14 protein-coding genes and 1 pseudogene are annotated in these 14,238 nt (G+C 32.6%); 12 read left to right on the forward strand and 3 right to left on the reverse strand.

Features of this window, described 5'->3' with window-relative positions:
- Positions 1–84 precede the first annotated feature (84 nt).
- The 7 genes from CVS81_RS05700 to CVS81_RS05730 all read left to right on the forward strand — a co-directional run bounded on the left by CVS81_RS05700 (position 85) and on the right by CVS81_RS05730 (position 5,828).
- Positions 85–1,509, forward strand: coding sequence for a hypothetical protein (locus CVS81_RS05700; RefSeq protein ID WP_087578719.1), 1,425 nt, complete (start codon positions 85–87; stop codon positions 1,507–1,509).
- A 419-nt stretch (positions 1,510–1,928) separates the two neighbouring features.
- Positions 1,929–2,144, forward strand: a complete 216-nt coding sequence (locus CVS81_RS05705) for an FAD-binding protein (protein ID WP_087578718.1) — start codon at positions 1,929–1,931, stop codon at positions 2,142–2,144.
- A gap of 473 nt (positions 2,145–2,617) precedes the next feature.
- The gene (locus tag CVS81_RS05710) at positions 2,618–3,433 is read left to right on the forward strand and encodes a DUF932 domain-containing protein (RefSeq protein ID WP_087578717.1); all 816 of its coding nucleotides are present in this window, start codon (positions 2,618–2,620) and stop codon (positions 3,431–3,433) included.
- 11 nt (positions 3,434–3,444) lie between these two features.
- Positions 3,445–4,035, forward strand: a complete 591-nt coding sequence (locus tag CVS81_RS05715) for a siphovirus Gp157 family protein (protein WP_087578716.1) — start codon at positions 3,445–3,447, stop codon at positions 4,033–4,035.
- Between the two features lie 10 nt (positions 4,036–4,045).
- On the forward strand, positions 4,046–4,711 hold the full coding sequence (locus tag CVS81_RS05720) for a Rad52/Rad22 family DNA repair protein (RefSeq protein ID WP_087578715.1): 666 nt from the start codon (positions 4,046–4,048) through the stop codon (positions 4,709–4,711).
- 102 nt (positions 4,712–4,813) lie between these two features.
- Positions 4,814–5,086, forward strand: coding sequence for a hypothetical protein (locus CVS81_RS05725; protein ID WP_087578714.1), 273 nt, complete (start codon positions 4,814–4,816; stop codon positions 5,084–5,086).
- A 124-nt stretch (positions 5,087–5,210) separates the two neighbouring features.
- Positions 5,211–5,828 carry an inovirus-type Gp2 protein gene (locus CVS81_RS05730; protein ID WP_087578713.1) on the forward strand — a complete coding sequence of 206 codons (618 nt, stop codon included), beginning with the start codon at positions 5,211–5,213 and terminating at the stop codon, positions 5,826–5,828.
- Between the two features lie 32 nt (positions 5,829–5,860).
- Here the strand turns inward: CVS81_RS05730 and CVS81_RS10025 are convergent, their stop codons facing one another.
- Together CVS81_RS10025 and CVS81_RS10030 are read right to left on the reverse strand one after the other, a co-directional pair.
- Entirely contained in the window at positions 5,861–6,538 is a 678-nt protein-coding gene (locus CVS81_RS10025) for a DNA-methyltransferase (RefSeq protein ID WP_223155820.1), read from the reverse strand.
- 78 nt (positions 6,539–6,616) lie between these two features.
- Positions 6,617–7,648, reverse strand: a pseudogene (locus CVS81_RS10030) (DNA cytosine methyltransferase); the annotation flags it as partial.
- A gap of 95 nt (positions 7,649–7,743) precedes the next feature.
- On the opposite strand from CVS81_RS10030, the gene CVS81_RS05740 reads away from it, so the two are divergent.
- Together CVS81_RS05740 and CVS81_RS05745 are read left to right on the forward strand one after the other, a co-directional pair.
- Entirely contained in the window at positions 7,744–8,976 is a 1,233-nt protein-coding gene (locus CVS81_RS05740) for an HNH endonuclease signature motif containing protein (RefSeq protein ID WP_087578712.1), read from the forward strand.
- 38 nt (positions 8,977–9,014) lie between these two features.
- Complete coding sequence (locus tag CVS81_RS05745) at positions 9,015–9,632, forward strand: hypothetical protein (protein WP_087578711.1); 618 nt, start codon at positions 9,015–9,017, stop codon at positions 9,630–9,632.
- Between the two features lie 22 nt (positions 9,633–9,654).
- Here the strand turns inward: CVS81_RS05745 and xerC are convergent, their stop codons facing one another.
- The gene (xerC, locus tag CVS81_RS05750; protein WP_087578710.1) at positions 9,655–10,833 is read right to left on the reverse strand and encodes a tyrosine recombinase XerC; all 1,179 of its coding nucleotides are present in this window, start codon (positions 10,831–10,833) and stop codon (positions 9,655–9,657) included.
- Positions 10,834–11,117: 284 nt separating this feature from the next.
- On the opposite strand from xerC, the gene CVS81_RS05755 reads away from it, so the two are divergent.
- From CVS81_RS05755 to CVS81_RS05765, 3 genes are all read left to right on the forward strand, one after another.
- Entirely contained in the window at positions 11,118–12,878 is a 1,761-nt protein-coding gene (locus tag CVS81_RS05755; protein ID WP_107965373.1) for a response regulator, read from the forward strand.
- 94 nt (positions 12,879–12,972) lie between these two features.
- On the forward strand, positions 12,973–13,878 hold the full coding sequence (locus CVS81_RS05760) for an AEC family transporter (RefSeq protein ID WP_103610693.1): 906 nt from the start codon (positions 12,973–12,975) through the stop codon (positions 13,876–13,878).
- Between the two features lie 63 nt (positions 13,879–13,941).
- A complete protein-coding gene (locus CVS81_RS05765) occupies positions 13,942–14,235 on the forward strand; it encodes a hypothetical protein (protein ID WP_009293910.1) in 294 nt (97 codons plus the stop codon).
- The last annotated feature ends 3 nt before the right edge of the window (positions 14,236–14,238 follow it).

The raw sequence follows: 14,238 nt of genomic DNA on the forward strand, positions 1-14,238 counted from the left end.
TTTTTTTTGGTATTTTCTAATTTTGGCTATAATGATTAAAAATAAATGTTGTATAATTTTATGTTTTGGCTTTAAGGAAAATATATGCAATCACACTCGGTAGAATATACTGGATACAAACTGAAAACAAACAATAATACAATAGTATATAGCTCTGTACCACTTTATAATTTTCCATATTACAACACACTGATTGACGCTATTCAAGCGAGCCACAATATTTTAATGGAATTAGAACAAAAATTTAGCATTTTTTGGCTTGATAAGGCAGGTAAGATATGCCATTGCAGTAATAATATAGTTAAAATCGTTAATAAAAATGACTTATCTCAGCTTTTGTCGTCGCTTCTCGGTAGGGATATATATGTTTTTAGAGATAAGCTGGAATTAGAAAACAAAGCAAGAAAGAAACAGTTGCCGTTAAACAGCATATTTCTTGTGTCTACTCTTCGTATTGTAGATGAATATGTATTTACTATTGATAACTACTCAGGCTTTATAAATAATATTTTTGTAAATAATGTTTATTCTAGAAATATTTTTATACGTTCTATGTATCTAAATACAAACAAAAGAAGCGATATACAATTTTCGATTATTATAGAATATCTATATTATATCTCTAATCGTAATATAAACAAATTTAATCATATTATGAGTTGGCTATCTAATTTTGTTAAACGCATAAGTATGGTAACGGATACACCTACTGACCATCCTACAAATAATATATTGATTTTTGTTGCAAATGAATATACTGGAATAGAAATATTACTAAATAAAATTTTAATTCCCCTGTTCGGGGAATATAATTGTGTAGAAATAAACGATGACACAATAAGCAAAAAAGACACAAAAGAACAAATAAAAAATAAAATTTTATATATTATTAAAGATATAAGCCAAAAAACTATAGCAAATAAAAACAAGAAGGAACTGCTAGAAAAAATTATCTGCCCTGATAATCTTTTTTTTAATAATAATCTCAAAATTATTATTACCAAAGAAAATTATTTGCCTTATAATATCAAATGGGAGTATGCTACTTTTAAAATTTCTAATCGTATAGATGATTTTTTACCAAATTTTGGCATCAGCACAATTGAAGAATTGGAAACGAAAACTTTTATAGATGTAAGTAACTTTGCTAATATTTTAAGAGCCTATATCCTAACAGATTATACTGCACTTACAAAACCAAAAGACATAGATATAACAAAAAAACCAGGTCTGGAAGATAGTATTGCCAAATTTGCAGATGAACTTAAAAATGACCACAATTTATTTACCAAGCTACAAGAGTTGTGCTCTGAAAAAGACTATATAAAAATAGCAAAACTTTACAAAAGACACAAAAAAGTTGAAAGAAAACATATATATCAACTTTTTAAATACAGATACGATTACGATATTAGTGCCACTGCTTTATATAAACATTTGGCTCAAATAGACGCAATCTCCTTTGAGACAGTTAAAGCTCCTGGCGGAGCAAAATGTTTTATACTTTGAAAATTTAACTAAGCAGCTAGTAATTTTATATTAAACAAATATTTATAAGATATTACATTATAAGAAACAATTTGTCTTGTTTTTTATGGTGTTTTTTGATTGTTTTTATATAGTTTCTAAAAATATAATAGAAACAAAAATTTTGTTTCTATATTAAAATAGAAATATTTAAGAAATTAAATAGAAATATGTTGTAAATATCTATGTATAAGTAATTTTATTATTTTTTGTTTCTATTTTTATAAAAATATATCACAGCATAAAATATATATAAAAATACAACTATTTAGCCATATTTTATCTAAATATAAAATACAATACTATTGTTATATTAATATATAACGTAAATAAAAGTTATATATTTTTTTTATTTTTACAAACACACTTCCATTGATAAAATCAAATCTAAGGATTTTAAAATGGAAAACTACACAGACTATGATTTATTACTCCCAAAGGGTTTGCTATTTAGCATAAAGGATATTGAAGACATGAGCTTGATAAAATCTGATATGCTAAAAAAGCTAATCTACAATAGAGAGATAGAAGTTGTCAAGATAGGCACTAAGAATTTTATAAGCAGACAGGTGCTTATAATGTTTTTAGAGAAAAATACCATAGCCGCCCTAAACTAAACCAAAATTTTCATAACCTAATTTTATACACAATCCCAAACATATTACATTACAAAAGTATTTTCTGCCTAGTGCAGATCCACTCCTGCGGCGTTATTTGCCGTAGGAGTGGTGCAAAACTGCAAAGTGAAAAAATTTCAATTATATATTATTTATATAGGCATACGCCAAATATCTTTTAAAAGGAGCAAAAATGAAAAAGGGTTGCTTTTATCCGAGAAAGCGAAGATCTTGGCTTAAAGAGCTGTTTTGTAAATTAGTACGCAAAATATGTGGAGACAACAGATATGAGCTTTGACGTTGTCGAGCTAGAAGTGGCTAATTTTAGGGTTTTAGGTTTTGGAATTTTTTCATTTAACAAAAAGGCAAAAATAAATATACAAGGAGTGTAAAATGGGTTTAATCTTAACAATAGCGATAGCTGTCGCAGAGATTATAAAAGAAAATTTGGACAAGAACACAGGAGATAAGATATGAAAATTTTTAACGAAGCATTAAGTAACGAGCAGTTAGAGAAGTTGGCTCCGTCTTTGTTTGCGGACGAGCCATATTTTGAAGCAAGTGAGAAGTATCACTTTATATCTACAATTGATGTTATAGAAGCTATTAGAGAGCATTCGTGGTATCCAGTAGGTGTTAGCGAAGCAAGTGTGAGAGACGAGAAAAAAGACGGCTTTCAAAAACATTGCGTTAGGTTTCGCCACCTAGATGACCTTTTAAAGCCTAGCGAAAATTCAGTTGAGCTTTTGCTCTTTAACTCTCACGATAGAAGCAAAAGTTTTAGTATAAGCTTGGGTGTGTTTAGGTTTGTGTGTGCTAATGGCTTGGTGGTAGCTGATGAAATTTTTGGCTCGTATCAGATTAGGCATTTGGGCGAAAGAGATAATGACGTGTCATTTGCCATTGAGCATATAGCCCAAGCTAAGCATCAAATTTTAGATAAGATAGATTTGTTTAGCAAAATAGAGTTAAGCAAAGATGACAAAGCTAGTTTTGCAAAAGCAGTCATACCGCTTAGGTTTGAAAGTCATTTACAAGTTGATTTTAACGATTTGTTAGTACCACATAGGGTAGAAGATGAAAAAGACGACTTATATACTACGTTTAACACCATACAAGAGCACCTCATCAGAGGTAATCTAAGCGGCACAAATACGCAGACAAATAGGCGTTTTACAAGTAAGGAAATAAAGTCTATCAGCACTGATACGCAGATAAATCAAAGACTTTGGAGTCTAGCAGAAAATATCGCCAAGATAAAATCAACAGCAAACAGACAAGTAGCATAAAAGGAAATAGTGTGAAACTACTAAATTTTCAACTACAAACCGATATAGAACGGTTAAGTCCAGACAAGCCAACGCAATATTTTAAAGAGCATCTTAGAAGTATTTTACAAGATACAAGCACAAGCTACTTTAAAAAGTGCGACTATGTAGGTTTATCCCTAGCCGAAGTGCAAAATAAAATTGACAGCATATCACGCGATATACAAGAGCTAGGAGAACTAAAACGAAACTTAGCACAAGCCTTAAATATCGCTAAACAAATCACGGCTGAGATTTTTATGGAAAATGGCATTGACAGAATTGACGGTAATATCATATCATCACTAACCTTAACAAAAGAGAGTGTAAGGGTCAAGGACGAAGTAAAAATTATAGACGAAAACGCACTTTTAACGCTTGGCTATGTTAAGCATGAGCTTGACTTAGAAGCCGTCGAGCAAGCTTTAAAAGGCGATAAAAGATCCAAGATAAGCAAATTTGCCGAAGTTTTAAGCACTAGAACCATAACACCAGCTAGGGTTAAAATCAATCAAAAGCGAGAAACAAAGACTAAAATAACTGAGATTTCGCCACTAGATGAGCCATTTGCGGTGGCAGTATAGGAGAGCAAAGATGTTTAACGAAAAGCAGAGTGAAATTCTAGCCAGCAAGCTAGACACCAGCAGGATAAAAACTAGACAAAAAGCCAACGTAAGCCTTTCATACTTAGAAGGCTTTGATGTTATAGAGAGTGCAAATGCCATATTTGGCTTTGGTAATTGGAATTATAGTATCATGGCACTAGAACAAGTATCGCAGGAAATAAACAATAATCAAAATTTAGTTATCTGCTATAAAGCGATAGTAAAAGTTGAAGTTTTTAGCATAGACCACGTTAGTTTTGTAGTCCGTCAAGATGTAGGCTTTGGTACTGGTGTGGCACGAAGCCCAGCGGACGCACACGAAAACGCTGCCAAAGAAGCAGTAACAGATGCATTAAAAAGGAGCTTACGAACCTTTGGCAATCAGTTTGGTAACTCGCTTTACGACAAAAGCAGACAAAGTCAAACACAACAAAACAAAACACAGCCAACTCAAAGCGCAAGGATACAAGCCCAAAGACAAGCAAACGACCAAATAGCCTTACGAAATTTAGGCTTACAAGCGATAGAAAAAGACGGCTTTTTACTACTAAATGGCAAAGATGTGTTTGCCAAAAGAGACGAGATAAAGCTACTTGGTTTTAAGTGGGATAATAGCACAAAGCAATGGTATAAAACCATCGCAAATGCCGCGTAGGCAATACACTCAAAGTCTAAAAAGGCTTTGAGTGTATTTATTTTTTCGTTAAATTTTATATTTATTTGTATATACTTTTAAAAATATATATAAAGACTTAAAATGCGAACAGCAAAGATATTTAAAAGTGGTGGCTCCATGGCTATACGCATGCCAAAGCCTACGCAAAAGTCCACAGCAGTAAAAGATAAAAATAGAAACGCAGGCGAGATAGATATGCAGTTAGCAACAACCGCCATAGCAAATAATCTAACGCTTATCACAAACAATGAAAAAGATTTTAACTATATTGAAATTTTAAATACTCAAAACTGGGGTAAATACCCCAGTTTGTATCTCCATTTTATTTTTTGTCATAACTCTGTATATCTTTGATATTTAAAACATCAATATTTTAAGCTTCATTTTATATACACCTGCTCCACCCTGTCAAGAGTTTAGAATTTAGCTTAATAAATATTATTTAATTTAAATATAAATTAAATATAAAGGATATAAGATGTCTAAGAAAAGAAAGATACAAAGAAGACAAGAGAGTTTAAACGGATATATAGATAAGATGATAGAGACTAACTCTAGACTAGACATAGTTAGACTTGATTTATATTACAAACAAGAAAGCAGAGATGAGATAAGCTTAGAAAGTTTTAGTAATGATATAAATCATCTTAACTCTAACAAGCGTAGCAATGCCATATTTGACAACATCAAAGGATATATCATTAAGATAGAACAAGGTGATAAAGGAAACAACCACCTACACGCACACGCTTTGTTTTTCATTAACGGACAAAAACACAAAGAGCAAAATGCTGCAAATAAAGCCAATCAGATAGGCAGATACTGGAACGATGTCATTACCAAAGGTAAAGGTGCATATCATAACTGTAACTTAAACGAATACAAACACAATGCGACAGGCAGGATTAACTACGACGACCATAAAAAGATAGAAATCTTAAAGCAAAATGTAGTTAGCTATCTTTGCAAAGGCGAACAAAGCATAACCACACCTGACGGCAGTAGTATTAAAGCTTTAAGACGTGGTTTAATACCTAAAAAGACGAACAAAGGCAGACCTAGACGTTTTGTAAAACAAGGTGCAAGCGATATATAAAACAAAGCCGTACGTAGTCTGCTGTGCTTCTATTAATATACCAAAAGTGATTGATTACTTAATCTATTTAAAGCTATATTGTAGTATTTTTCAGATAGTTCAATGCCTAAGAATTTCCTACCATTGTTAATAGCGGCAACACCTGTACTGCCACTCCCCATAAAAGGGTCTAGCACCAAGTCGTTTTCGTTTGTGTGTATCTGCATTATTTCTTGCATAACCTTTAAACTTTTTTGGGTTGGGTGCTCTGTTCTCTCAGAGCCACTGACAACAGGTGCTGTATATATTGCACGTAGGTATTTTTTATCATCTGGTTTATTAAAAACCCATTTTGCACCTTTTTTTATCGCCCAAACGGCAAATTCCATATCCTGAACATATCTTCTGTCAATATTTCTAGGCATTGGATTGCTTTTTTGCCATACCAAGATATCCTTAACTTCACAATTGCTATTTTCAAGAGTATCGCAAATATGACTTAAGAACCTATAAGAACAAAAAATTATAAAAGAACCATTATTGTCTAAAATTTTAGAATAGCTTTTTATCCAACTAAAAAGGTCAAAGTTCTTATCCCAATCTCCAAAATCAACCCCTTGTCGTTTTGCTTTATTCATAGTCGAAAAGTTATTATCTTTTGAGATATTATAAGGTGGGTCTGTAATGATATGATTTACTTTAAGTCCTTGTTTTATAAAACTCTCCACCATAGAGTAGGCATTTGAATTGTATATAGTGAAGTTTTTTTCTATACGCTGTTCTTGATTTACTTGGTTTGCAATACTATCTGCTAATGCCTTGGCTAGTAACGGCGGAACTGCGTTTCCTATCTGCTTACACACTTGTGTTTTTGTCCCTTTAAAGTAAAAATTATCGCTAAAACTCTGAATTCTTGCAGCCTCTCTTGGTGTTATTGCTCTATGAAGCACTGGGTGCGAGTTTCTACCGTTGCTTGGAGTATCAAATCTGGTATCTATCGTAGGGCTAACATCATCCCAGACTAATCTACCCCAGGTTGTAGAGAATTTTTGCTTACCGTGTAGATGTTGTGGCAAATGCTCTTTACCGCATTCTGGTGGTATCATTTTTAGCTTGTTTATTGCCATTTTAGAGTGATTAGATGCTATATGATACTGCAATTTAGTTGCTCTCATCATCTTTTGATATTCGCTTTGTGGCTTCATTTTATAGTCTGTTTCCACTGCCCCTTCTCCACTTTCCAAATAGCTAAGGTCGCTAATGGCATCTCTTACATTTACTAAGCTACTACTTTTACTTGGAAAATCCAAAAATAACTCTTTATGTGCTATAAAAAAAACTCTTTCTCTATTTTGAGGAACACCATAATCTTTTGCATTTAGAATTTTGCAATTTACTGCATAGCCCATATTTTTAATCTTGTTTATAATCTCTTCTCTAAAATAACCACCTACTGCATTGTATAAATTCTTTACATTTTCTATTATAAAAATTTCTGGATTTACTCTCTCTACTAGCTCTAAATACTCTAAAAATAAAAAATTTCTCTCATCATCAAGACCTAAATTTTTACCTTTTAAACTAAAACCTTGACAAGGCGGACCACCTATTATCATATTTACTTTTAACTCTTTTGCTAAATTTACAACCCTATTTTTAACTTCTTTATTTGTTATATTGCCGCAAATACCAACCGCTTCTTTAAAATTATAACTAAATGTATCTATTGCTGCTTTTTCAAAGTCAAGACCTATAACAGTTTTAAACCCGTTATTCTGCTCCAAACCATATGAAAAACCACCAGCTCCGCAGAACAAATCCAAAATTCTATACACTGCCATACTCCTGAGGGATAACTTTTTTGTCCCTCAATTTTATTGTATATTTTCTTTATTTTTTATAAAATCCAACAATTACAAAAAACTAAGGATAGAATATGAAATATTTAAAAGTATCGGATTTTTTAACATCTAAAACAGAAATGCCATTTTTGCTCGGTGCTTTTTATGGCAGGTATTGCTTTACAGATGACAATACTCTTATATATACTCTATCCACATACAAGACATCATCTTATGTACCAGATGAAGCCTTTTACAAAAAAAGCAAAATTGACTATTTGGAGCGACTAAATTTTCAAAGTGAAATCTCTCAGTGGCACATTAATAACAATAAAAATATAAAGAGAGCAGAATTTGTATTTGTTCTAGAAAATGACCTAGGGCTAACCCAGCACCAATTTTTTGCTAGGCTTTATACTAAAATTTTATTAAGCGACTTTACAAGCAACAATAAAGCCTTACAAGATAGACAAAAATTTACACGAGCGTTTTTCGAGTTAAGGGGAAGCATTGACACAACAAGACCATTATTAGCACAGGATTATTTTTATAACAGCATTCCAGAGTTAAAAAGAATAAGTCTATTTCTAGATAATATAGGTTTATCTATAAATGTTTTAAATATAAATTTTAGAAATTTACAAGCTCAATATGTCTCTGGCGAAAATCGTAGAAACACCCAGCTAAGAGTAAATCTGTACTGGTACTTAGAAAAAATGGGGCTTATGAATATTTATAAAGCAGAAATCGTAAAGAAAAATTTTGGAATTAATTATGTAGATAGTGAAAAAGGATACTATAAATTTGATTGTGAAGCGCCAGCATTTAACCAAAATAGTTTTCAAGAGAGAATAAACTTCTACTCTACTCGTATTTTGGATAACGACTTAACGGAAAGAGATATTAACAACCTTAGAAAAGAGCTAAACTTTGACGAAGATATAAGCAATGATTTTAAAAGAAATATGAATATAACACAAATCGTAAGATACCAAACAAAAGATGAATGTGCTGCTTGTAAAAACAAATACAACATTGCAGACAGAAGTTTCTTACTGAGAAAATTCCCAGAGAGATATTATACAGAAATTCACCATTTCGTATCAGTAGGTAAAGAAAAAGAATTAGATGTTATAGAAAATTTAACAAAATTATGCCCAACTTGCCATAGGGCTTTAGGGCGTGGCAAAGCAAGCAAACAATACCAAAAAGAGTTAATTAAAAATATCATAAATGCAAATGAGCACAATTTAGAATTTGCTAGTCTTATATTCGAAAGCGACGATAAAGATTATTTAATTCAAAAAGTATATGAGAACTTAAAATAACCATAAAAAAAATATTCTTAAAAGTATAGGAGTAGCATATGAGTAATTATATGGTAAGCAACACAAGATATTCTGAAAACTTAGCAATAGAAATTTTAAAAAAACTTGATATAGTAGCAAAGCCAAACAATCTTAATAATATAACAAATGTAGATTTGTTAGCCGGCGATAAAAACATTAGAATTGATGTTCAGTATTCACAGGATTTTTTAAAATATGGTGATTTAAGAATAGATTTTGTTTCAGCATATTCCATTGGATGTAGAAATAATTTTTATCATAACCATACAATATTTCAAAATTTTGAATCGTTTTATGGCTTTAAAGTAGATAAAGTAGGTAAATACTTTCAGGTCGATTATTTAGATGCCGTAATTATTCTTTTTTATAATAATAAATTAATACAAGACAATAGTATGCCAGATAAAATTTTAATCATCAAGAGAGATGATTTATTAGGATATTTAAACAGCAATATACCAAATATTATAAAAACACTAAAATTAAATCACAAAGAAGAGCTTGGGGATAAACACGGATCTGCATTTATTCCTATAAATATAGAACAACTTGTGCAAAGTGCTTCGTGTTATTATGGCTCAATATCCTACCTAATTAGCAAGAAAAGTGATATAAAAAAATATTTAAACTGCTAAATTTTTTAAGAGATATGTGCATTTAATTGCTTTTTACCCTTTTAAAAAACTCATCTAGGCTCTCAGCCGCCACTTCGCGTCTCACTTTTGAATAGCGTTTGGTTACGCTCGTAGTCGTATGACCCAAGATAGAAGCTATCTGTTCTAATGTCTTGCCTTCTGAAACAAGCACTCCACCTATCAAATGTCTCAAATCGTGAATGCGAATTTTTATCCCAAGTTTTTTTATAAGCTTTTGCCAATGGCCCCTGATGGTGCCTTTATCCATCTTTTTATCTTTATCAGTTACTGCGTGAAACACTAACCCACTATCACGCCTACTGATATTTTTAAGCGTATTTATAAGCTCATCACTTAGCTTATAAGTCATCGGCTTTCTTACCTTATTATTCTCATACCTTATATTATATGTTTTGCTACTAAAATTTATATCTCGCCACTCCAAACTAAGAACTTCATTTAGTCGCCTACCGTGTGAGAGCCACACGAAAATACTTCTAAACGGCTCAACTGGATAGCTATAAAGCGTATCGTATAGCTCTTTTAGCTTGTTTTCATCTAGTTCGACATTGATTTGGTTGTCGAATTTTGGTATCTGTATAAGCGTGGCTGGATTTGTTTTAAGCGTGCCATCTAAAACATATAGATTAAACATCGGTCTTAGGGTTTCTTTAACAGACTGCGATGTTCTAGGACTTTTACCCATATCTAGCATTTTATTTACGATGTTTTGCAACATTTCAGTCGTGATGTGAGTTATCGGCTTTTTAGCTAGATTGCTATCAGACAGAAGCCACTTTTGCGTAAAGAGATTATAAGAAGCGAGCGTATTTGCCGATAGTTGATTTTTCTTCATAGCCATATATCTGTCCCACGCTTGACTTAGCGTAGGTATTCGCACTTTTACCTCTTTATGCTTACCTTCTTTTAGCTTCGCTAATAACCCCTCCCTTTTTGAAGCCACCTCTTTTATAGCCTGTAAAAATGTAATCTTTTTACTAAATGAAAATGTCTTTTTGTTTTGAACTCGCATACCACTTATATTTACGATAGTAATTCTTAAAACTATTTTATAATCCCTATTGATATAAGTCGGAGCCTTTCTTATCGTCTTACCGCTAAACAAATCATCATTATTCACAAAGTATATATTTTTACAATCTGCATTATCAAGGTCTATCTTTATAAGCTTATCCGCCATTTTATTTCGCCTAAAATTTTACTAGGGTACACATTAGGGTACACACTTTTATAGCATATTATATATATTTATCACTTACAAAAAAATTATGACAGTTTTTAAAATGCGATATACAGGGCTTTTATAAAAAGTTATAGTTAGTTGTAATTTGTATAGACCCCAGACTCAAAATCTGATAAGGGCAACCTTGTGTCGGTTCGAGTCCGACCTCGGGCACCATTATGAACTTAAACATTTTATAAATTTAGCCGATATTGAGTATAACATCTTTAAAAGGATTTTAGATGAATGTTGCACAGCAAAAGTATGATTTTATAAATTTAAATGATTTGCAAAATCTCTCCAAAAGATTTTTAAATCATGGTGATCAAAATAGTTCAAAAGTAAATTTAAGCCAGTTTAACGAGCTTTATGAAGCAAATAAAACAGATACCATCTACATAACTGAGGCTGATATCAAAGAATACAACAAACATCTAGCAATACAAAAAGCAGAAGAAATTTTAAAAGATTACTCGCAAAATTTAATAAACAGCAACAATAAAATTTACTCAGACGAACCTTCTAATGGCTTTAGCAAAAACGCCTACTTTAAAAATATAAATGCCACAGATGACGCTGCCATGCTGCCTGTCTTAAAAAGTGGCTACTTGGAAAACACAAAATTTAAAAACTTAAACGACTACGCCTACTCAAACACTCTAAAGACAAATTATGGCGAAGTGGAAGTCTTTTTAGACATTTATGGCGATAACGACGAGCTAGGCATTGGAAAGCTAGAAAACAACAGCGCACTTTTTAGCTTTGATAGCAATAATGACGGCATGCTAGATCAAAAAGATATGCTCTTTGACAAGCTAAAAGTAAGAGGATACGACAAAGACGGAAATGAAAAAATAGCAAATTTAAGTGACGTAACTACTAGAGTTGATCTTAGGCAGTTTATCAGCACAAATGTCGTAAATCACAACCAAATAGCAAGAGAAGAGCTAAACCATAAAGCAATAATCACAAATAGTCCCGATCTTTACGTAGATACAAAAGAGATCGATCACAGGCACTCCTACTACGCCTCAGATCCAAATACCTTGTTTGCTGCAGAAAATAGATATGAAAAGATAGGCAAAAATGATATAAATAATTTCTTTAAAAAATATGCTCAAAATGACGGCTGGGTCGATCTAAGGCACAATAATATCTTTGGCAAGGATAGCTCTTTTAAAAATTTTGCTTACACAAAAATAGGCTTTGATGAGAGCGCAAGACTAAGCGAGTTTAACCCGATCATCGAGTCAAGCAAAGAGCACAAAAAAGATGAAAATTTCTCATATACAAAATTTCAAAAAGATAGTTTTATGAAATTTTATAATGACTACAACGCTGAGCTTGATGCGCATGAAAAGATGATAGAAAATCTTAGCGCTAATTTAAAGAAATTTGACGAAAATGCAGACGCTTACATATCAAAGCTTGAAGATACAAAATCCGCCAAAATGATCGCAATGGAAAATGAATTTAAGCAAGCAACTGGGCTTGATTTTAGCATCTCAAATCTAAAAAAGGTAAAAAAGGCTTTTACATCAAATGAAGCCACAGCTGCCACTGCACTGCGAGATAGCGATAGTGTTATAGCTATGAAACTAAATCAAGATGGCACGATAAGACTAAAATTTGATAGCGGCAGAGAGCTAGACGTAAATGAGCTTTACAATGACACTGGCAAACTAAATACTCCAAGCGAGCTAAAAACTAGCGTAAATTTAGATGCAAAAAAGATGGACAATGCGCATCTAAATAGCCTAAATTTCAATGATATCGGCGTCATGCAAAATGGCAAGATCACAAGTCTAAAAGATGCTGGAGCAATAGCTATCATCAACCTATCAAATAAATTTGAGAGTAAATTTTTAATCAGCCTAAATAGCGGCAAAAGTATATCTGCAAGAGAAATTTATAATATTAGCTATCTTGAAAACGATCTAAAAAATAAAGAAAAGATAGATGAAAGAGATAAATTTTACAAAAAGGTTGATACTAGGGTTTAAATTTAAGGGTAAAATCCAAAAAAGTTTATTGTAATTTAATCTTTTGGGGCATATAATCAATTCTTTGTAAATTCCAAACTTAAAAGAGACTGCTATGAATTTCACACCACTTTTTGCAATATTTTTCATAATCGCAACTGGTTTTTTTGCTAAAAAAGTCGGCATTGTTGAGCAAAAGCACTCGATCCCATTTGTGGATTTTGTCCTTTGTTTTGCAATGCCTGCGCTAATCTTTGATAAAATTTACCACGTAAATGTCGATGCCTCGCTTATAAATACGATCTTAATCGGCTTTGCCTCAACCGCCATTAGCGCTGCTTTGGCATTTGTCATAGGTAAGGTTTTTAAATTTACCAAAATAACAACCGTCAGTATGGTCATGCTAAGCCTTTTTGGTAACACACTATTTGTCGGTATGCCTGTCATTCAGGGCTTCTTTGGCGATGCGATGGTAAATGAGGTCATCTTTTACGATCAAATAGCCACTGGTATCCCACTTTCGATCCTTGGACCACTCATCCTATCTTTTGCCGCACCTGAGAAGGTCTCGCTCTTTCAAAATACGATGAAAATTTTAAAATTTCCACCATTTATCGCGCTCATTATGGGTCTTGTCTTAAAAGAAGTCCCGCTTCCAGATTTTATCTTTGCGCCACTTAGGATGTTTGAAGGTAGCGTCACCCCAGTGGCACTTTTTGCGATCGGCGTTGGTCTTAACTTTAGCAGTATCACAAGCTCATATAAAGGCGTTAGCGTCGTGCTTTTGTGTAAGATGATATTGCCAGCTATCGTATTTTTCATCATATTAAAAGTCTCAGGCATCCAGATGAGCAAAACTTGGGTCGTTGGTCTCTTTCAATGTGCGATGCCAACATCAGCTCTTGCAAGTGCGATGGTCATAAAAGCTGGACTTGATAGCTCACTAGCCATCTCATCAGTTGCTATTGGCGTGCTTTTTTCATTTATCACGCTTCCAGTTATCTATTTTGTATTTGCGTAAATTCACACTTATTTCACACTAAGTGACTACAATTGCAACATAATTTAATTTAAAGGAGACTTTATGAAAAAGTTAATCTTAGTTGCACTTGGTGCTATGTTTATGTTTGGCGGTCTTGCAAATGCTACTGAAATGATGCAAAAGGACAAGATGGGCAAAGATGAGATGATGAAGAAAGAGCAGATGATGAAAGATGATATGTCTAAAAAACATCCTGTCAAAAAACACGAAGCTAAAAAAGAAGACATGGGCATGAAAGACGAAATGAAAAAAGACGACATGGGTATGAAAAAAGACGACATGGGTATGAAAAAAGACGACATGGGCATGAAAGACGAAATGAAAAAAGGCATGTAAAGG

Origin of the sequence: Campylobacter concisus (genome assembly GCF_003049065.1) — a bacterium.
Lineage (GTDB): Bacteria > Campylobacterota > Campylobacteria > Campylobacterales > Campylobacteraceae > Campylobacter_A > Campylobacter_A concisus_BE.